The following is an 18282-nucleotide window of genomic DNA, read 5'->3' as shown; positions in this document are numbered from 1 at the left end:
GTCGCAATCGTGGGAGGCGCCGGTGATGCGGCAGCGAGTAGCGGCGCCTGCTGCAGCCGGATGAACCACCGGCTGCCTGGCTGACTCGCATCTGCCTGTTACTGTGCAGCAAGATAGGCCTTCATCGCGGGTAACGCATCCTTGCCGTCAAACGTCTTCACGCCCGCCAGCCATTGCGTGAGCACACCCGGGTTTTGCTTCAGCCATTGCTTCGCCGCGACGTTCGGTTCCTTCTTGTCCGTGGTGATCGACTGCATGACCTGGTTCTCGATGCCCGGCGTGAACTTCAGGTTCGTCACCACTTGCCCCGCGTTGGGACAGCGCGTCAGATAGTCCGGCGGCACCATGGTGTAGACCTTCGCTTCGCCGTAGTTAGGCCCAAACACATCGTCACCGCCCGAGAGATAGGTCATCTTCAGCTGGATGTTCATCGGGTGCGGGTCCCAACCGAGAAAGACCACCCATTCGTGGCTCCTGACCGCACGATTCACCTCGACCAGCATGCCCGCTTCGCTCGATTCAATCAGCTTGAAATCCTTCAGGTTGAACTGGTTGCTGTCGATCATCTTCTTCACCAGCGCGTTGCCGTCGTTGCCCGGTTCAATGCCATAGATCTTGTGCTGCAACCTGTCGCTGAATTTGGCGATGTCCGCGAAGGACTTGAGGCCGGCATCGTATTCATAGGTCGGCACAGCCAGCGTATATTTGGCGCCGGTCAGGTTCGGCGTGCTCAGGACCTTCACCGCGCCCGCCTTGACGAACGGATCGGCGACCGGATCCATCGAAGGCTGCCAGTCGCCGAGGAAGACATCGATCTGCTTCGACTTGATGCCGGTCAGCGCGATGGGAATGGATGCCACGGTCTTCACCGGCTTGTAGCCAAGCCCGTCGAACACGGTCGATGCAAGAGCCGTGGTTGCCGCAATATCGGTCCAGCCGATGTCCGCGAAATGGACGGTCCGGCACACCTCCGGGTCTTGCGCGTGGACGGTCATGCTGCAACAGGCAGTCAATGTCAAACAGGCGAGGCGTGCAGGGACGTTCATCGTTTCTTCTCCAGGCAAATCGATGTTGGGGTGACTGGCGGGCAGACTTTCAGAGCCGGTTTGCACAAGCGCGGCCAATTCAATTTACTGAGTCATAAATCCCGCACTTGATCTTTCGCGACACTGGTGCGCGGGTCTTGTCGCGGATCTTGCCGCGAGTCCTGTCGCTAACGATGATTGAGTGCGTCGGGACGCGTCGCCGGAACGCAAGCGAGTGTCGCTTTGCTGTTGATGGCCAGGGACGCGCTTGTTCACAATGACAAGACGTCAACGCCGACCAAGGAAACGCCCAACATGAACCCCAAAGAGAAATCATCTGCCGCTTTCGAAGATCTTTCATCGACCATTCCATCCGTCGATCTGACGGATCGCAAAGCGACGGCGCTGGTCGTCGTCGACGTTCAATACAGCGATGCCGCGCCAGACCGCGGTTGGGTGAAAGCCTGTGAAGCCGTGGAACCCGGTTCGATGCGTTATTACCTGGAGCGCCTGGAGCAGACCACGATCCCCTCCATTCGCCGGCTACTCGACGCATTCCGTGCGGCCGGAATGCCTGTCGTGCATATTTCAACCGGATCCGCTTACCGTGACATGCGCGATTGCCCGCCGCGGTTTCGCGACTGGACTCGCAGGCTCGAACAGGCGGCGGGTATCGAGGACCTGTGGTGGACCGGGAATCCCGACTACGCATTTCTCGAGGAGGTCGCGCCGCTGGAAGGCGAAACCGTGATCCGCAAGACAACGCAGGGAGCGTTTAACGGCAGCGAGATCCAGAACGTGCTGGACCGTGCGGGCTTGCGGAGTCTGGTGTTCGCGGGCGTGGTGACAAGCTGCTGTGTGGAGACCACGGCGAGGGATGCCGCGGATCGTGGTTTCGGCTGCATGCTGGTGTCAGACGCATGCGCCGATTGCATCCCGGCCATGCACGATGCAGCCATGATGAACTTCGGACTCTATTTCGGGCAGGTTGCGCAGAGCGCGGACGAAGTAGTGCGAGCGATCAGCGCAGGGGGAAGGTGATCGATGGCCTGCACCCTGCTCGCGCTTGGGCAAGTTGCAACATGACTACCCGCTACCAGGGCGTCGACTTCGCCAGATGCGTCCGGTACCGGCTTAACAGCACCGCCCTCGTCCCCGGATATCGATCGCCGGTTTCATCGGCAGACGTGATCCTGTCCGTGCGAAAACTGCGGAAATCCTGGCGCTTTTCGCACCACGCGCCAAGAATCCGGACATTGTCGAGAAAGCCCAGGACGACTGGCCAGACAACACGATCCGACGGCTCGCCTTGCGCGTCCAGATAAGCGATCCGGAGTTTGCACTGGCCACGAATGGCCGCGCGCAGGCTCGTGAGCGGCACGGCATTCACAGGAAAGTCCGGCACCGGGGGGCCGGAATGGACGGTCGGGGCACGCATGGCGTCCTTGCCCGACGCGTTCAATACAGCATCGATCTTGGCTAACGCCTGAGCGGCGGCCTTGCGTAAAACGTCATCGCCGCGCTGGTCGACGTACCGCAGGCCCAGCACCACGGCGTCGATCTCGTCTTCGCTCAACATCAGCGGCGGCAGGAACAACCCCGGCTTAAGCACGTACCCTATGCCTGCTTCGCCGTGTATCGGTGCGCCCTGCTCAATCAGCGTCGCGATGTCGCGATACAGCGTGCGCTCGGAAACGCCCAGGTCCGAAGCGAGTTCGGACGCGGTCACCGGCACACGCTTCGCGCGAAGCCTCTCAAGCAAGGTCAATAAACGAGTGGTTCGGGACACCCTGGCTCCTGACAGGATCGCACAGGAGCCAAACGTACCACGAACTTCAGCCGGTGCTTCGATGCCGCCCGCACTGGGTAATGCAATTGACTACTTCGATGCCGCTGCGTTCAGCGTCACTTGTTTGACCGCGCTCGATTGCAGGTTCCACTTGGCGACAATCGCCGCATAGGTCCCGTTTGCGATCAATTTATTCAGCGCTCCGTGCACCGCGTCGCGCAGCTTCGAATTGGACTTCGCGAACGCAATCCCTTCGGGCGACGTCGCGAACGGCTCGCCGATCGGCTTGTACGTATTCGGTTCGAGCTTCATGGCATAGGGCAGCGTCTCGCTGCCTTGTACGCCCGCTGCAATCCGCCCCTGCTTCAACTGCATGCGTGCAGCGGACGTATCTTCGGTACCGGAGACCGTAACGGCAGGCTTGCCGGCGGCCTCGCAATTTTGCGCACTCCATGCAGCCGTGTCCGCCGGGAAGGACGTGCTGCGGCTCGTGCCGACCGACTTGCCGCAGAGATCCGGCGCTTGCCTGATCTCATTCGCACGCGACGCGAGGATATAGAACTGCGCACCCGAATTCAGGTAGTCGAGAAAATCGGCTGTGTCGCGGCGGCCCGGGACATCGCTCATTCCGCTCAGGATCATATCGACACGGCCCGTTGCCAGCGACGGCAACAACTGCTCGAACGCCGATTCCTGCCAGTCCATTTTCACGCCGAGCTCCTTGGCAATAGCATTGCCCAGGTCGATATCAAAGCCGACCAGGTCGCCGCTTTCCGGGTCCTTGTATTCCATCGGCGGATAGATGGAGTTCACCGCGACCTTGATCACTTTCGACTTGGCGACAGCATCGGGCAACGCTTGCGCATGCGCGCCGCTCGCGAAGAGAAACGTCGACAGGCACAGTGCCATCAGGCTGGAAACGGCACGGATCGGGTTCAGCTTGTTCATGGAAGGCATACCTTTATAAAGGTCTTGTTGAAAGTCGGAATATCGATTAACGCACTACAGGTCTTGCGTCAGCGTCGCCTTGCAGCCAGTGCGCCAGGGTTCGCGCATCGGCGAGATTCTCCAGATCGAGCACGGCGATTTCAAGCGCCTTCACCGACGCTTCAGGGATCGTCATGGCAGCGAGCGTGCGGTATTTATCGGCAAGGTCCGCGTCGGACATCGGATTGCGCGGGTCGCCAAGCGGCACGTTGACCTGCCGCGAACGCGGTTCGGCATCGGACAGTGCGAGCGTGATGACGGGCTCGTCGAGATCGGACATCGACGGATCGATCTGGAGCGTGACACGTTCCATGGCGGCTGCAATGCGCGGGTCGCGACGCTGCGTGTCGACATAAGCGCCTATCCCCGCATGGCCGTTCACCAGCACCGTGGCGATCCCGTAAGGCAGGCTCATTTGCGACGAAGCCAGCGTGCTCAGATCACGGCCGCCGCACATCTGGTTCACGAAGGCACTGAGGCTGACGTGCACGCCAACCAGCTTGTCCAGGTCCGCGGCTCGCCCCTGCAGCAACTCGAGCGTGGCATCCACGGCTGCGTGGGTGCTGCGGCACGCCGCATGCGGTTTGATCGAGCAGCGCATGAGTTTCCAGACAACGCCCAGGTCCGCGAGCAGTGCATCGGGTGTTTGCGTGTCTCGTGCAAACGCGTTGAAGAAACCGCCCCACACGTCCTCGAACACCTGTGTCGGACCACTGACGCCTTGCCGGGCGAGCAACGCAGCGAGCAATCCGCCCTCAGCCGCGCGCCCCGTATGCATGCGCTTGGTCTGTGACGCGTCGTGGATAAACCCCCACAACCCGCCGCTGAAACTGGCGGCATGGCCAAACGCCGCCGCGGTCTGCGCGGCATCGAGACCCAGCAGGCGCGCGCTGGCCGCCGCCGCACCGAACACGCCGCAGGTCATGGTCGAATGCCAGCCGTGATTGTTATGCGGCGAATATCCGCCGCACGCTTCCAGCACACGGCGGCCGGCGTCGTAGCCGAGAACAACCGCCATCAGGAACTCGCGGCCCGTTACAGGCCTTTCTGTGCAGGCAAGCGCCGCGAATGCGGCGGGCAGCACGACCGCGCCGGAGTGATCGCAGCCGCCGGCGTCATCGAGTTCAAGCGCATGGGCCGCCACGCCGTTCACAAAGGCCGCATCGCGGGCGTTGAACGTCTGTGACGTGCCCCAGGCGATTACACCACCGCTGCTGCCCATGCGCATGACGGCGCGGGCACTGCGTGCTTCCACCGCGGTCGCACCGCCCAACGAGGCGCCGAGGGTATCGAGGATATGGCGCTTCGCCTTGTGCACGACGGTTGCGGGAAGCGCGTCAGCGGGCGTCTCCGCAACGAACGCAGCCAGGCGCTGAGATAAGGATAAAGACGGGAATAAAGACGGCGATAAAGACGACGCGTTCACGCTTCCTCCCGGCGATGCCGTGCATACACTTCGACCGGATGCCCCGGCTCGTTGGCTTGAACGTTCTGACTCCACCATGCCGCCATCTCCGACCCGGTGGCGAACCACACGTCGTCGTGCAAGCGGATATCGGCGAGCAGTTCGCGCAGCACGTCAATACGCCCCGCCGTGCCGATAATCTCCGGATGCAGTCTCAGCACGAAGCACAGTCCGAAGCGGTGAAACGCCGCGAAATCATGCTTCCAGTTCCGCAGCACTTCGCGATATGAAGGGATGCGCGGTTGCCCGACCGGAACGGCCGGCGAAAGGTTATAAGCGAAGTAAGGCTCGTCTTCCAGTTCGTAGTGCAGCGGCAACTCGACCAGACGAGGCGCTGCGAGCGCTGCATCCGTATCCGGCAGATGGAAGTACGGCAGATCGTCGCCGCGCCACGATGACGACCACGTCACGCCTTCATCGCGCAGGAAGTCCGCGAAGCCCGGCGCCCAGTTGCCGGTGAACGAACGGAACCCTTGCGCACGCCGCCCGAGCGCTTGAGCAAGCGCGGCTTGTCCTTTCCTGAATACGTCTTTTTGCGCCTCGAGCGTGAGCGTGTCGAAGTCTTCGCAGACGTAACCGCTATTGCCAACCTCATGCTTCTGCGCATCGATGCGCTGCACCAGATCCACGTGCGTTTCTGCAACGCGACCCGGCACGAACCAGCTTGAACGCACATCGAATTCTTCGAGCGCATCCAGCACGCGATCCACCCCGCGCTTCGCGCCGTAACGCCATACGGAGAGCGATTTCTCGCGCCCCGCAATGCGCGGTTCTTGCGTCAGAATGCCGTGTTCGTCGTTGAAGTCGACTGTGACAACGACCGCGCATCGCGCGTTCTGCGGCCAGCGTAAAGAGTTCATCTGGGAGCTTCCTGCGGAATCGGTGAACTGGAGTTGTCACGCCACCATTGAGCGACGTCGCGGCACGTGGCGAACCACACGCCACCCTGTGCATGCATGTGATCGATCAGGCTTTCCAGCAGTGCGATCCTGCCCGGCTTGCCCGATACCTTCGGATGAAACAGCGTCGTCAGGCACAGCCCGTCGCGATGTGAACCATCGAACTCGCGCCGCCAGTTATCGAGTGTTGTGTCGTAGCTCGCAATCCGGTCCAGGCTCGCCGGAAAATTCGGATTGCGGTGATACGCGAGCGACGCGTAGTCATCCATTTCCCAGCGGCCGGGAATCTCGACCATAGGCTCGGCCATGCCCGGCGCGTGCAGCAGATACGGACGGTCGTCGCCACGCATGGAACTCGAATACCGCACGCCCGCTTCCATCAGCACGCGGATGGTGTGCGGACCCCAGTCGCCGGAGGGCGTGCGAAAACCGACCGGGCGAATGCCGAGATACTTGTCGAACACTTGCGCCGAGCGCTCCATCACCGCGCGTTGGCCGTCGGCGTCGAGTGTCCAGAATGCCTCGTGCTTATAGCCGTGGTAACCAATTTCATGACCGCGCGCCACGATCGCCGCGCACTGCTCCGGCCAGTTCTCGACCACCCATGCAGGGACAAAGAACGTGGCCGGCACCTTACGCTCGTCAAGCATGTCGAGCAGGCGCCCGAGTGCACGCCACGGGCCATAGCTGCCCAGCGTGAAGTACGAGGGGTTGATCCAGATCGAGCCGTCGAGCATGGCATCACCCGTCGGGCCGTCAAGGTCGAAAGCCAGCGCGACGCACGAGCGCTGCCCCTCAGGCCAGCGCGGAGCACCCGGATTCAAGTCAGTTGCCGGCATCGATCAGCGCCTTTTGAACCGCGTGTTCCTGCAGACCCCATTTCACGAGGATCTTCTGGTATGTGCCATCCGCAATGAGCTGGTTGAGCGCAGCCGTCAATCCCGCATTCAACGCCGTGTTGCCCTTCGCCATGCCAATGCCGTTGTACTGCGACAGGAACGGCTTGTCGATAGGCACGTACGCGTTCTCCTCCACCGAGTTCTGGTACGGCAGCGTTTCGCCACCCTGCACCGCAGCGTCAATGCGTCCCTGACGCAGCTGCACGCGTGCATCCGCCGACCCGTTCGTGCCGCTCACGATGACCGGTTTCTTGCCCGCTTTCACGCAATGCTCGTTGCTCCAGTTCGCTATGTCATCGGGCCAAGACGTACGGCGGCTCGCGCCCACCGTCTTGCCGCAGAGCGCGTCAATGCTGGCGAACTCGCCGGCACGCGCCTTGACGGTGTAGAACTGCGGACCGCCCGTGACGTAGTCGAGAAAGTTCACTGCCTCGCGGCGTGACGGCAGGTCGGTCATGCCTGAAAGAATCACATCGACGCGGTTCGTCGTCAGTGCGCTCATCATCTGGTCGAAGCCGGTTTCTTCCCATTGCAGCTTGACGCCGAGTTTCGCGGCAATCGCTTCGCCCAGGTCCACGTCGAAGCCCATCAGCTTGTCGGTGGCCGGGTCCTTGTATTCGAACGGCGGATAGTTCGGCACGATGGCCGCGACCAGCGTGCTTTTGCCAATCGACGGAGCCGTCCCGGCGTGCGCGAGGGAGATGGACAAGGTCAACGCGACCGTACCGGTTACGAGCGCTGCAAACCGCGTCAGACGAAGGGAAACATTCATGGAAACTCGCTGAAGATAAAGGTCGGACCGTGGCTCCAGAAGCTCTGGAGCCACGGATAAAAAATCAGGACAGTACGGCGGAAATAAACTCCCGCGTGCGCCGGTGCTGGGGATTCGACAGAACTTGTTCCGGCGTGCCGCTCTCCACCACCTGCCCCTGGTCCATGAACACAATGCGATTGGCCACTTCACGTGCGAATCCGAGCTCATGCGTGACGACGATCATCGTCATGCCGCTCTTGGCCAGATCGCGCATCACGGCTAGCACTTCGCCGACCAGTTCCGGATCGAGCGCTGAGGTGGGTTCGTCGAAGAGCATGAGTTGCGGATGCATGGCAAGCGCCCGTGCAATGGCGACACGCTGCTGCTGCCCGCCCGATAATTCCACCGGGAACGCATCGCACTTGTGAGCCAGGCCCACGCGTTCGAGCAGCGACCGTGCTTCTTCAATCGCCTCCGGCCGGCGCCGCTTGAGCACCTGCACCGGCCCTTCAATCACGTTCTCCAGCACGGTCTTGTGCGGAAACAGGTTGAAGCGCTGGAACACCATGCCAGTCGCCAGCCGCTGGCGCGCGACCTGTTTCTCCGACAACGCATACAGCTTGTTGCCCACGCGCCGGTAGCCTACGCGCTCGCCGTTGACCCACAAGGCGCCGTCGTTGATCTCCTCGAGCTGGTTGATGCAGCGAAGAAACGTGCTCTTGCCCGAACCCGACGGTCCGATCACGCATAGCACTTCGCCTTTCGGAATGTCGAGCGTAATGCCTTGCAGCGCCTTGAAGTCGCCATAGGACTTGCGCACGTCGACCGCACGAACGATTGAACCGCTTGAACCGATAGAACTCATGGGCAGGTTTTCCTTTTCAGTCGCCGGGGCTATTGCCGGCCCGACGGACGACCCGCGCCGCGTGCGTAAAACCGCTCCACGCGCGACTGCATGAACGACAGCACCGTCACCACCACGAGATACCAGATGCCCGCGACCATCAGCAGCTCGATCACCCGGGCGTTGGCGTAGTAGATGTTCTCTGCGCTATGCAACATCTCCGCGTACTGGATCACGCTCGCGAGCGACGTGAGCTTCACCATGCCCACCAGTTCATTGCCAATAGGCGGCACGATCACGCGCATGGCCTGCGGCAGGATCACACGGCGCAGCGCCTGCAGCCTCGGCATGCCGATCGACTTCGCCGCTTCGTACTGGCCGGTGTCGACAGAGAGCAACCCGGCGCGCACCACTTCCGATGTATACGCCCCCTGGTTGATACCGAGCCCGAGCAATGCAGCGAGGAACGGCGTCATCACGTCGACGGTGCGCCACTCGAAGAAACCCGGTATGCCTATCGACGGAAACACCAGCGCGAGGTTGAACCACAGCAGCAGTTGCAGGATCACCGGCGTGCCGCGAAACAGCCATACGTAGGCTTGCGCGACCGTCTGCAGCACCGGGTTGGTCGACAGCCGCATGATCGCGGTGATGACGCCCAGCGCCACGCCCAGCGCCATCGCAAGCACGGTCATGACGATGGTGTTGACGAGGCCCGTCAGGATCGACTTCGCCGTCAGGAAGCGCGCGACATAACGCCATTCGATCTGCCCATGCGCAAACGCCAGGCCGATATAAACCACGATCGCCAGAATCACGGCCGACGCAATGTATCGGCCCCAATGGCGTCGGCGCACGTATTCCAGTTGCGTGGCGTCGGCCGTGCCGGCGTCGATCGCGTCGCCGGGTGCTACGTCCTTGGAAACGCTCAGCATGTCGGTCCACCGTATGAAGTGGCCCATGCCAGTTGCTTGTTGAGCGCCGTCTGCAAACGCGTGATCTGCTCGGCCACACGGACCGGCGCGGTGCCGCCGAAACCGCTGCGCGCCGCCACCGCCGCGTCCAGCGTGATGTGATCGAGGACGCCGGGTTCAAGCCGGGCGTCGACCGTTGCAAGGGTTGCCACGGACACGTCGCCCAGTTCGATGCCTTGCTGTTCGCAAACCCGCACCAACGCGCCGGTGATCTCGTGCGCTTCGCTGAACGGCACGCCGCGCAGCGCGAGCCAGTCGGCAACTTCGGTTGCCAGCGTGAACCCGAGCGGCGCCTGGCGGCGCATTTCATCCACGTTCACATGCATGGTGCGGATCATGCCGGCCATGGCGGGCAGCACGAGTTCGAGTGTATCGATACTGTCGAACGCGGCGATCTTGTCTTCCGCGAGATCGCGGTTATACGCGAGCGGCAGCGACTTGAGTGTCGCGAGCAAGCCGCTCAGGTTGCCGATCAACCTCCCCGCCTTGCCGCGCGTCAGCTCCGCAATATCCGAGTTTTTCTTCTGCGGCATGATCGAGCTGCCGGTCGCGTAACCATCGTCGAGCACGACCCAGCCGAACTGGCGCGAGGTCCAGAGAATGACTTCTTCCGAGAGCCGCGACAGGTTCACCGCGAGCACGCTGGTGATGAACACAAACTCCGCAACGTGGTCGCGCGACGCGACAGCATCGATGGAGTTTTCACACGGGCCGTCATAACCGAGTTCCGCCGCCGACAACTCCGGCCGCCGGCATATCGCCGATCCCGCCAGCGCCGCTGCGCCCAGCGGCGAACGTGCGCTGCGGCGATCCCAGTCCACCAGGCGATCGACATCGCGATAAATGGACTGAGCATGCGCGAGCAAGTGATGCGCGAACACGATCGGCTGCGCCGGCTGCAAATGCGTGAACCCTGCGCTCACGCTATGCACGTGCGCGTTCGCCTGTTCGATTAATGCATTCTGCAAATCGATGACCGCTTGCGCCAGCGTGCGCGTCTTGTCGCGCAGGAAGAGGCGCAAGTCGTTCGCCGCCTGGTCGTTGCGCGAACGGCCGGCGCGCAATTTGCCGCCGATTGCGCCCAGGCGTTGCGTCAGTTCGCGCTCGAGGAAGGTATGCACGTCTTCATCGTCGAGCGTCGGCGCCGCTTCACCCGCCAGGAACTGCGCTTCCAGCCGGTCCATCTCGCGCAGCAGTTGCTGCAGTTCGTCAGCCGTCAGGATTTCCGCGCGGCGCAGTTCCTGCGCATGGGCGCGCGAGCCGGCGAGATCGTAAGGTGCAAGGCGGAAGAAGCTCGGGTCCGAGCGCGACAGCGCGGTCAGTGCGGCGGAAGGACCTGTCTTGAAGCGTCCACCCCACAGCCGGTCTGAAGGTTGAGTCATGCAAAAGCTCCCTGGAAGTGGATGGTTTGAAAGCGGGCATGTGAGGCGGCATTGACGTGGCATTGAAGTGGCATACCGTTCGGCGCCGTGCTCGTTCAAGGCGTCCTGCGCTTGGGGCAAGGGGCAAAAAACCTTAACTTTCGAGGCGATTTTATAAACGCCAATTTTTAAGCGACAAACGGTAAAATCTCATGGTTACCATGCACAACTTGCATAAATGAAAATCGAACGCTATCCGCCGTTCAACGTGCTGCAGTCGCTGCTCGTTGTAGCCCGATGCGGTAATTTCACGGCGGCATCGCAGCAGTTGTTCCTCAGCCAGAGCGCGGTAAGCCGGCATATCCAGCAGATCGAGGAGTATTTCGGCTGCGCGCTATTCGTCCGGCACACGCGAATGGTCGTGCCGACCGCCGAGTGCCAGCGGCTTGTGCCTATCGTGGAAGAATTGCTGGCGACCGCGCGCCGGTCGATGCATATCATCAGCACGGGCGGCCAGACCATCACGCTGCGCGTCACGCCAACACTGGCCGCGCGCTGGCTGCTGCCGCGCCTTCCCGACTTCTATGCGGACGTGCCGGGCACGCAATTGAACATCGATACCGCGTGGTTCCTGCCGACCAATTTCGGCGAAGGCACGCTGGATGCGGCCATCCTGTTCGGCAATGGCCGCTGGGAGGGACTGGAGGCGACCTGTCTGATGCGTGAGCGATTGACCCCCGTGTGTTCGCCGCAGACCGCACTTGGGCCCCATCCGCTGGCGGAGCCGGTGGATCTGAAACATCACACGTTGCTGCATTCGAGCTTTGGCAGGCGCGGCTGGATGTTATGGCTGCAACAGGAAAGCGATGAACTCGCGTCGCATACGTATCGCGAGCAGGTGTTCGACACGCTCGACCTTGCGTTTGGCGCGGCGGTGCGCGGTCATGGCGTAGCGTTAGGGGACTTGAACCTGGTGCAGGAGAACCTGACGAGCGGCGCGCTGGTGGCGCCGTTCGAACGTGTGCTTGAAACGGGCTCGGGGTATTACCTCGTGCATCCGCCGCGTAATGAATATCGCGAGAAACTGAAACCGCTGCTCGCGTGGCTGCTGAGGATCACGGCGGGTTGAGACAGGTTGCGGCGGGTTGCGGCACTCGCCGGGAAACAGGGTTGTTTGCAGCCGCAAACCGGCCGCCAGGGAAATGCCCGGCGGCGATATGAGCGGAAGCGCACAGAGTCATCCGGGTCAGAGCCATACCCTGTTCGATACCGCAGAAACGTCTCCACCTGCCTTCCACGAGCAGTATTTCTGCAGGTCCTTCACAAGCCCCGGCTCTACGAGCAGTTGGGGAATGATCCCTCACCCACCGGGTCGACATGGGGGAGCCAGACTACCCCGCGGAACAGCAGCGCTTACGCAATCAGGTGCCACCGATGCGTCTTCAAGCCATCACCTATGCCTTGATTCTTGCCTGCGGGTGCGCGGCGGCCGCCGATGCACTTGCCGCCGATGCCGCCGGCGTCGTCAAGACCCTCAAGGGCACGGTGCAGGTCGAGCGCGCTGGAACAAGTTCGGGCGCGGCCATCGGCAGCGAGGTTTATGGGAGCGATCGCATAGTGACCGGCCCGGAATCCTCCGTGGGTATCACGCTGCGTGACAATACCCAACTCTCGGCCGGCGCCAATTCCATCCTTGAACTCAACAAATTCGCGTTCAATACCACGACCCATGACGGGCTGCTCGATGCCACGATCAAGCGCGGCTCCCTGGCAGTGATTTCGGGCAAGCTGGCGAAGGCGAATCCGGATGCCGTCCGTTTCAGCACGCCGACCACCACGCTGGGTGTGCGCGGCACGTCATTCATCATCGAAGTCGGTGGTAACGGGGAGAGTGCACGTTGAAGGCCTCCATGCGATCTCACCGCCAGGCATCTGCAGCGGCATTTGTCATGCTGGCTGTCCTTTCCGGGTGCAGCACGCCCCCGGACAGAATTATTTTATTGCCGGATCCCGAGGGCAAGGTCGGAGCGGTCATTGTCCACAGCGCCACCGGGGAGCAGACCATCAACAAGGCGTACGCCGGCGTGGACGTCGCCAAGGGCGGCGCCATCGAAAAAACGATGGATAGCCAATCCAGTGTGCAGGCGCGATATGGCGAGCTGCTTGCGGCCCGGCCTCCCCGCCCCATGACATTCACGATTTTTTTCCTCTTTGACTCCGCCACCGAATTGGCTCCGGAGTCAGTTGCCACGGTCAAACAATTAAAAACCGTCTTGGCTACCTGGCCCGCGCCTAAGCTCGTGGTGGTGGGTCACACCGATCTGGCCGGCTCTCAGGACTTCGATGACAACCTGTCCAGGCGGCGAGCGCAGACTGTTGCAGCGTTCCTGATCAAGCAAGGCATTCCCGCCCAACAGATAGAGACCGCTGCCCGAGGCAAGCGCGAGCCACTGGTCCACACGGCAGATGGCGCTCCCAATCACATGAACCGGCGCGTAGTCATCACCATCCAATGAGCCGCGCCAGTCATCGACGGTGAACGGGCTTTCCCTTGATGAAACGCTACTACGACCTATGGCTGGCCAGGATCAGGGATCTGCTTAAGGCGGCCCAGGGGCGTCCGGCGGCACTGGTGGTCCTGCTCGGCCTGAGCCTGGTCAACCTGTCCAGCGAGTGGCCCAGCAACATACCGCGCCCGGCTTTTGTGGCCGCGCTTGACGAGACGCTTCCTGATTCCTTTAAAACAGCCCGGCAACTTCTGTTCGACCAGTATCAACGCCGCTTCCCGCGAATTCCGGCGGCCCAGCCCGTGACCATTGTCGAGATTGACGACGCGACGCTGGCAACCGTCGGTCAATGGCCATGGCCGCGAAACAGACTAGCGAGCCTGGTCGATGCCATTGCGGCACTGAAACCGCTGGCTATCGGTCTCGACATCTACATGCCGGAGCCGGACCAGACCTCTCCCGACAAGGTGGCCGGCAACCTGCCGGCAACGGCAGCGGCTCTCGCCGCCGGCTTGCGGGCGCTTCCCAGTCACGAAGCCATTCTCGCCAGGTCGTTGCGCGCAGCGCCGACCATACTGGGTGCCGCGGCACTCGATCACCCCACCTTCGCCGCCAGCACTGACCTGCGAAGCGCGCCGATCCTCGTGCATGGCACCGACCCGCTCGCCCGCGTGCAACGGTTCGACTATGTGCTCGCCAGCCTGCCCGAATTGCAGGAGGCGGCCCATGGTCAGGCGATGCTGAGCGTGGCGCTCGAACAAGGCGTGGTCCGGCGTATTCCCCTCGTCATGGGTTTGGGAGAGAAACTGGTCCCCGGTTTGCCGATGGAAATGTTCCGCCTCGCCACGGGTTCATCGGCAATCGATGTCTTCGCCGACGCGTCGGGCGTGCAGGCGGTGGGTGTCGCGGATGCGCAGGTGCCCACGCAGCCCGGCGGTGACATCTGGTTGCATTTCGCCTCCATCCGCTCGACGCTGAACCGCTACGTGTCGGCACGCGACATCCTGCAGGGAACAGTCGATCCGGAACGGTTCCGGAACAAATTGGTGCTGGTCGGACTGACCGGCACCGGCGTGACCGACATGCGCACGACCGCGTTGGGGGAACTGGTGCCGGGTATCGAAGTTCAGGCGCAAGTCATAGAGACGATTTTCGAGGGGCGTTTCCTGCGCCGCCCCACCTGGCTTAAATGGGCAGAAAGCGCCTTCATCATGACGTTCGGGTTACTGATCATCTGGTATGTGCCCCGCACCCAATCAAGGTTTTCGGTATTTCTAAGAGCCGTCCCCAAGGGCTCCACCATTCTGGGTGTCTTCCTTCATCTGCTGAATCTTTTTTGCTGCTTCTATATTTTCATACGTTTCGGACTGCTGGTCGATGCAGCCTCGATCTTCATCATCCTGTCCGCAGTCATGGGCTGCTTCTTCGCACCCTCGTTGCTCCACTTCGGTGAGCGAAGCGGAACAGAAGCGCGGACGCCGCCCGGATGACGATACCGTCACATGCTGCCGTTTTCGACGACACGGCCTTCTGCGCGCCAGCGGAGCATGCCGCCGGCAAGGTTGGCGACCCGCTCGAATCCGGCCTGTCGCAGCATGATCGTCGCTTGTGCCGAGCGTCCACCGGCCCGGCAGACAGTCACGATCGGGCGTTCCTTCGTGAGTTCGGCGGCGCGCCCGGCCAGGTCACCCAAGGGAATATGCGTGGCTGCGGGGATGCGCCCCAGCGGCCCGTTGAACTCGTCGGGCTCGCGCACGTCGACGATCTCGACCGCACGCAGATTTTCCTCGAGCCACTGGGCATTGATCTCCCAGATGCCCGCAAAGCTGCATGTCAGCGGCGCCCACTCGGGCTCCGTCATCTGCGCTGGGTTGCTGGCCGCCAGACCGCATTTCAGGTTCGCGGGCATGGCTACGTCGATCTGTTTCGGATGCGGCAGGTGCAGGTTCGTCATGTATCCGGTGAAATCGTCTTCACACAGTTCACCGCCAAGGCGTGGATTGAAGCGCCGCTCCTCGGCCACGCTGGTGACCGTCAAGCCGCGATAGTCGTGAGCCGGATAAAGCAGGCACGCGGCGGGCAGCGTAAAAATGTGGTTGTGGATCGCGCGAAACATGACGTGCGCGTCACCGCGCTGGAAATCCGTGCGGCCAGTGCCCCTGATCAACAGGCAATCGCCGGTAAACGCCATGGTCTCGTTGTCGAGTACGAGTGTGATGCAGCCATCGGTATGACCCGGTGTCGCACGTACTACCAGGTACCGCGTACCGAACTCGACCCTGTCTCCATGACTCAGGTAACGGTCCGCGCCTTCGGCGCCGCTCGCAGCCGAGATTGCAATCCGGCTACCTGTACGACGATTCAGCATCCATGCACCGGTCACGTGATCGGCGTGGACGTGGGTGTCGATTGTGTAAAGCAGGTGCAATCCAAGCTCTTCGATCAGGGCAGTATCCCGGCGCACCTGTTCAAATACCGGATCGACCAGCACAGCCTCGCGTGTTGTGCTATCCGCCAGAAGATACGTGTAGGTTGACGATTGCTGATCGAATAGCTGGCGGAAGGTCAACACAATTTCGCTCCGTGGCCCGCCTGTGCGAGCACTTAAGGATTGCTGCCCATGACGCATCGCCAACCTGTCCTGCAAGCAATCGAATCACGCGCCGCCCGTTCAGAAGGCCGGGCACAGGGACGCGCCCGGACTCACATCCGGCGCCGGACTTGGGGACTGTCAGGCGCTCGCCGCTCCAATCAACGAGCGTTTTACTTCGGCTGCGCAACGTATCGCAGGTAAGGCTTGACGGTCTTGAAACCCTGCGGGTATTTTTGCATCGCGGCATCGTTGGAAACGGATGTGGGAATGATCACGTCTTCACCCGGCTTCCAGTTCACCGGCGTCGCCACCGAGTGTTTCGCGTTGAGCTGCAGCGCATCTAGCAGCCGCAGCACTTCGTCGAAATTGCGGCCTGCGCTCATTGGGTAGACGAGCATGGCTTTGACCTTCTTGTCCGGCCCGATGAGAAACACCGAACGTACGGTCGCGTTGTCTGCCGCGGTGCGCGGGCCGCCGCCGCTCGCCTCCGGATGAATCATGTCGTAGAGCTTCGCGACAGTCAGGTCCGGGTCGCCGATCAGCGGGTAGCTGACCTCGTGGCCCTGTGTCTCCGCAATATCCTTGAGCCACTTCTCGTGGTCGCTGACGGGATCGATGCTGAGCCCGATGATTTTTGTATTGCGCTTATCGAATTCTGGCTTGAGGCCGGCCATGTACCCCAGTTCCGTGGTGCAAACAGGCGTGAAATCCTTCGGATGCGAAAACAGGATCGCCCACTGGTCGCCTATCCATTCGTGAAAATGGATTGTCCCTTCAGTGGTTTCGGCAGTGAAATCGGGTGCGTCTTCTCCTAGTCGAATCGACATCATCAGTCTCCATTGTGTGGGAGCCCGCAGGTACTCGTGCCGCGGACCGAGCCGCGTCGCCCGGGTTGCCTTGGGCGTTGAGTCAAGTGATTGGTCTGACTTGAAACCACCCGCCAGCCGCTAGCACCGTATCGCGCGGGAGGACCCTCTGCGGGCGCAACTCGTTCAGAAGCTTTTCCCCACCAGCCTTGATGCGGGACAGACATCGGCACGCGCTGCAGGTCCCTTATATAGCGTAGAACAAAAAGCCTTTCACTGTAGCCAGAGTGCAGGGTTAATCCGCCGATCCGCCGTTGTGACGACACATTCGCTTGCACTCCGAAGAGATGGGACTCGCAATTCGATTCAGTCCTTACGCAGATGACAACTTCAACCTCGCCGTTCGCTGCATTGCAACGTGCGTGGAATTGCTCCAATGCCTGATCTATACGCCGAAGGAGTCTGTACTCGCGTGGGTGATTAGCGCGGCGAACAGCCCCGGGACATCGGGCTTAAAATTGCAAGTGGCGCCGGTCCCCTTGCGTGGGGCCAGTCGTCCTATCCCTTTCTATCAACGGCAGGCGACCCTGACCATGAGCACTGACAATGCGTGTTTCCTTCGCCCGGCGCTGGCTGCGCTTTGCGTGACTTCGCTGGTTACGCTCGCCGCGTGCGGCGGAAGTGTCTGTGTCGGCCTGGACGGTTGTGGCGGCGCCAGCGTGGCGCCAAACATCGCCATATCGGGCACGGCCGCCACCGGCACGGCACTCGCCAGTGCGGCGGTCAGCTTCAGTTGTGCCCAGGGCTCGGGCTCCACCCTGTCAGACGGCGGTGGACACTACAGCATTACGTTTAACGCCACGCTTCCCTGCATCGTCACCGTGACTTCCGGCGGCACGGCCCTGCATTCAGTGGCATTTGCCGGCGGCACTTTCAATACGACGCCTGAGACCGAGCTGATGCTCGTCTACCTCGCGTCGCAACTCGGCACGAACGAGACCAGCCTGATTACGGGCTTCCCGAACAACTCACAGTTCCAGCAGGTGCTCGCAAACCAGGCCGACGTGCTGGCTGCGCAATCGGCAACCGTCACGAATCTGCAGCAGCGCTATGCGCTCACGCTGACGGCGCCGGCATTTCTGACGACACCGTTTTTTGTCGGGCAAGCAGGCGTCGACAGTGATCTCGGCGCGCTGGCGGCAGCGGGCGCTATCGACGCCAATGGCATGCCCGATCCCGCCGCTGTCTCGCTGCTGTCGGCGGCGGGTCTCGCTCATCCACTCACGGCGACGTCAACACCTTCATCCAGCACGGGCGGCGCCGGCAGCACCACCGGCGGCATGATGTGAACCGGGGAGTGCCACTTCGGCGCGACGCCA

General features: G+C 61.9%; 18 protein-coding genes. 6 read left to right on the top strand and 12 right to left on the bottom strand.

What is annotated here, in order from left to right; translation table 11 throughout:
- Positions 1–98: 98 nt before the first annotated feature.
- Positions 99–995 (bottom strand): choline ABC transporter substrate-binding protein, encoded by an 897-nt coding sequence (locus tag AWB69_RS38115; protein ID WP_231937370.1) that lies wholly within the window; start codon positions 993–995, stop codon positions 99–101.
- A 345-nt stretch (positions 996–1340) separates the two neighbouring features.
- Here AWB69_RS38115 and AWB69_RS38110 point away from each other — a divergent pair, with 345 nt between their 5' ends.
- Positions 1341–2066, top strand: coding sequence for a cysteine hydrolase family protein (locus AWB69_RS38110; protein ID WP_062091953.1), 726 nt, complete (start codon positions 1341–1343; stop codon positions 2064–2066).
- 52 nt (positions 2067–2118) lie between these two features.
- Here AWB69_RS38110 and AWB69_RS38105 read toward each other — a convergent pair whose 3' ends face one another.
- From AWB69_RS38105 to argH, 9 genes are all read right to left on the bottom strand, one after another.
- Complete coding sequence (locus tag AWB69_RS38105) at positions 2119–2814, bottom strand: helix-turn-helix transcriptional regulator (RefSeq protein WP_062091943.1); 696 nt, start codon at positions 2812–2814, stop codon at positions 2119–2121.
- A gap of 90 nt (positions 2815–2904) precedes the next feature.
- Complete coding sequence (locus AWB69_RS38100; protein WP_082913769.1) at positions 2905–3762, bottom strand: ABC transporter substrate-binding protein; 858 nt, start codon at positions 3760–3762, stop codon at positions 2905–2907.
- 46 nt (positions 3763–3808) lie between these two features.
- Complete coding sequence (locus tag AWB69_RS38095) at positions 3809–5227, bottom strand: MmgE/PrpD family protein (protein ID WP_062091942.1); 1419 nt, start codon at positions 5225–5227, stop codon at positions 3809–3811.
- Entirely contained in the window at positions 5224–6126 is a 903-nt protein-coding gene (locus tag AWB69_RS38090) for a polysaccharide deacetylase family protein (RefSeq protein ID WP_062091941.1), read from the bottom strand. Before AWB69_RS38090 ends, AWB69_RS38095 begins: the two co-directional genes overlap by 4 nt.
- Positions 6123–7004, bottom strand: coding sequence for a polysaccharide deacetylase family protein (locus AWB69_RS38085; RefSeq protein WP_062091940.1), 882 nt, complete (start codon positions 7002–7004; stop codon positions 6123–6125). The genes AWB69_RS38090 and AWB69_RS38085 overlap by 4 nt, the downstream gene beginning before the upstream one ends.
- The gene (locus AWB69_RS38080; protein WP_062091939.1) at positions 6991–7836 is read right to left on the bottom strand and encodes an ABC transporter substrate-binding protein; all 846 of its coding nucleotides are present in this window, start codon (positions 7834–7836) and stop codon (positions 6991–6993) included. Before AWB69_RS38080 ends, AWB69_RS38085 begins: the two co-directional genes overlap by 14 nt.
- 64 nt (positions 7837–7900) lie before the next feature.
- Positions 7901–8683 (bottom strand): amino acid ABC transporter ATP-binding protein, encoded by a 783-nt coding sequence (locus AWB69_RS38075; protein ID WP_062091938.1) that lies wholly within the window; start codon positions 8681–8683, stop codon positions 7901–7903.
- Between the two features lie 29 nt (positions 8684–8712).
- Positions 8713–9597, bottom strand: coding sequence for an amino acid ABC transporter permease (locus AWB69_RS38070; RefSeq protein ID WP_062091937.1), 885 nt, complete (start codon positions 9595–9597; stop codon positions 8713–8715).
- Positions 9591–11018 (bottom strand): argininosuccinate lyase, encoded by a 1428-nt coding sequence (argH, locus tag AWB69_RS38065; RefSeq protein ID WP_062091936.1) that lies wholly within the window; start codon positions 11016–11018, stop codon positions 9591–9593. The genes AWB69_RS38070 and argH overlap by 7 nt, the downstream gene beginning before the upstream one ends.
- A 217-nt stretch (positions 11019–11235) precedes the next feature.
- Here argH and AWB69_RS38060 point away from each other — a divergent pair, with 217 nt between their 5' ends.
- The 4 genes from AWB69_RS38060 to AWB69_RS38045 all read left to right on the top strand — a co-directional run bounded on the left by AWB69_RS38060 (position 11236) and on the right by AWB69_RS38045 (position 14994).
- Positions 11236–12126: a LysR substrate-binding domain-containing protein gene (locus AWB69_RS38060; protein WP_062091935.1), complete on the top strand. Its 891-nt coding sequence runs from the start codon at positions 11236–11238 to the stop codon at positions 12124–12126.
- Between the two features lie 305 nt (positions 12127–12431).
- Positions 12432–12899 carry a FecR family protein gene (locus AWB69_RS38055; protein ID WP_062091934.1) on the top strand — a complete coding sequence of 156 codons (468 nt, stop codon included), beginning with the start codon at positions 12432–12434 and terminating at the stop codon, positions 12897–12899.
- Complete coding sequence (locus AWB69_RS38050; RefSeq protein ID WP_231937369.1) at positions 12896–13513, top strand: OmpA family protein; 618 nt, start codon at positions 12896–12898, stop codon at positions 13511–13513. Before AWB69_RS38055 ends, AWB69_RS38050 begins: the two co-directional genes overlap by 4 nt.
- A gap of 38 nt (positions 13514–13551) precedes the next feature.
- Positions 13552–14994, top strand: a complete 1443-nt coding sequence (locus AWB69_RS38045; protein WP_062091951.1) for a CHASE2 domain-containing protein — start codon at positions 13552–13554, stop codon at positions 14992–14994.
- A gap of 8 nt (positions 14995–15002) precedes the next feature.
- On the opposite strand, the gene AWB69_RS38040 is transcribed toward AWB69_RS38045, so the two are convergent.
- Positions 15003–16073 carry a rhodanese-like domain-containing protein gene (locus AWB69_RS38040; protein WP_062091950.1) on the bottom strand — a complete coding sequence of 357 codons (1071 nt, stop codon included), beginning with the start codon at positions 16071–16073 and terminating at the stop codon, positions 15003–15005.
- Positions 16074–16267: 194 nt separating this feature from the next.
- The gene (locus AWB69_RS38035) at positions 16268–16924 is read right to left on the bottom strand and encodes a peroxiredoxin (protein WP_062091932.1); all 657 of its coding nucleotides are present in this window, start codon (positions 16922–16924) and stop codon (positions 16268–16270) included.
- A gap of 572 nt (positions 16925–17496) precedes the next feature.
- Between AWB69_RS38035 and AWB69_RS38030 the strand changes: the two genes are divergently transcribed.
- Positions 17497–18252 carry a hypothetical protein gene (locus AWB69_RS38030; protein WP_062091949.1) on the top strand — a complete coding sequence of 252 codons (756 nt, stop codon included), beginning with the start codon at positions 17497–17499 and terminating at the stop codon, positions 18250–18252.
- Positions 18253–18282: the final 30 nt, after the last annotated feature.

Origin of the sequence: Caballeronia udeis, from assembly GCF_001544555.2 — a bacterium.
Classification (GTDB): domain Bacteria; phylum Pseudomonadota; class Gammaproteobacteria; order Burkholderiales; family Burkholderiaceae; genus Caballeronia; species Caballeronia udeis.
Note: the sequence above shows the minus strand (reverse complement) of the source record. Positions and strands in the feature narration are given on the sequence as shown.

What these genes read in the sequence shown, in the direction of transcription:
- AWB69_RS38115 (WP_231937370.1), bottom strand. Translation starts at nt 995, where the DNA reads ATGACCGTCCACGCGCAAGACCCGGAGGTGTGCCGGACCGTCCATTTC.
- AWB69_RS38110 (WP_062091953.1), top strand. Translation starts at nt 1,341, where the DNA reads ATGAACCCCAAAGAGAAATCATCTGCCGCTTTCGAAGATCTTTCATCG.
- AWB69_RS38100 (WP_082913769.1), bottom strand. Translation starts at nt 3,762, where the DNA reads ATGAACAAGCTGAACCCGATCCGTGCCGTTTCCAGCCTGATGGCACTG.
- AWB69_RS38090 (WP_062091941.1), bottom strand. Translation starts at nt 6,126, where the DNA reads ATGAACTCTTTACGCTGGCCGCAGAACGCGCGATGCGCGGTCGTTGTC.
- AWB69_RS38085 (WP_062091940.1), bottom strand. Translation starts at nt 7,004, where the DNA reads ATGCCGGCAACTGACTTGAATCCGGGTGCTCCGCGCTGGCCTGAGGGG.
- AWB69_RS38080 (WP_062091939.1), bottom strand. Translation starts at nt 7,836, where the DNA reads ATGAATGTTTCCCTTCGTCTGACGCGGTTTGCAGCGCTCGTAACCGGT.
- AWB69_RS38075 (WP_062091938.1), bottom strand. Translation starts at nt 8,683, where the DNA reads ATGAGTTCTATCGGTTCAAGCGGTTCAATCGTTCGTGCGGTCGACGTG.
- AWB69_RS38070 (WP_062091937.1), bottom strand. Translation starts at nt 9,597, where the DNA reads ATGCTGAGCGTTTCCAAGGACGTAGCACCCGGCGACGCGATCGACGCC.
- argH (WP_062091936.1), bottom strand. Translation starts at nt 11,018, where the DNA reads ATGACTCAACCTTCAGACCGGCTGTGGGGTGGACGCTTCAAGACAGGT.
- AWB69_RS38060 (WP_062091935.1), top strand. Translation starts at nt 11,236, where the DNA reads ATGAAAATCGAACGCTATCCGCCGTTCAACGTGCTGCAGTCGCTGCTC.
- AWB69_RS38055 (WP_062091934.1), top strand. Translation starts at nt 12,432, where the DNA reads ATGCGTCTTCAAGCCATCACCTATGCCTTGATTCTTGCCTGCGGGTGC.
- AWB69_RS38045 (WP_062091951.1), top strand. Translation starts at nt 13,552, where the DNA reads ATGAAACGCTACTACGACCTATGGCTGGCCAGGATCAGGGATCTGCTT.
- AWB69_RS38035 (WP_062091932.1), bottom strand. Translation starts at nt 16,924, where the DNA reads ATGTCGATTCGACTAGGAGAAGACGCACCCGATTTCACTGCCGAAACC.
- AWB69_RS38030 (WP_062091949.1), top strand. Translation starts at nt 17,497, where the DNA reads ATGAGCACTGACAATGCGTGTTTCCTTCGCCCGGCGCTGGCTGCGCTT.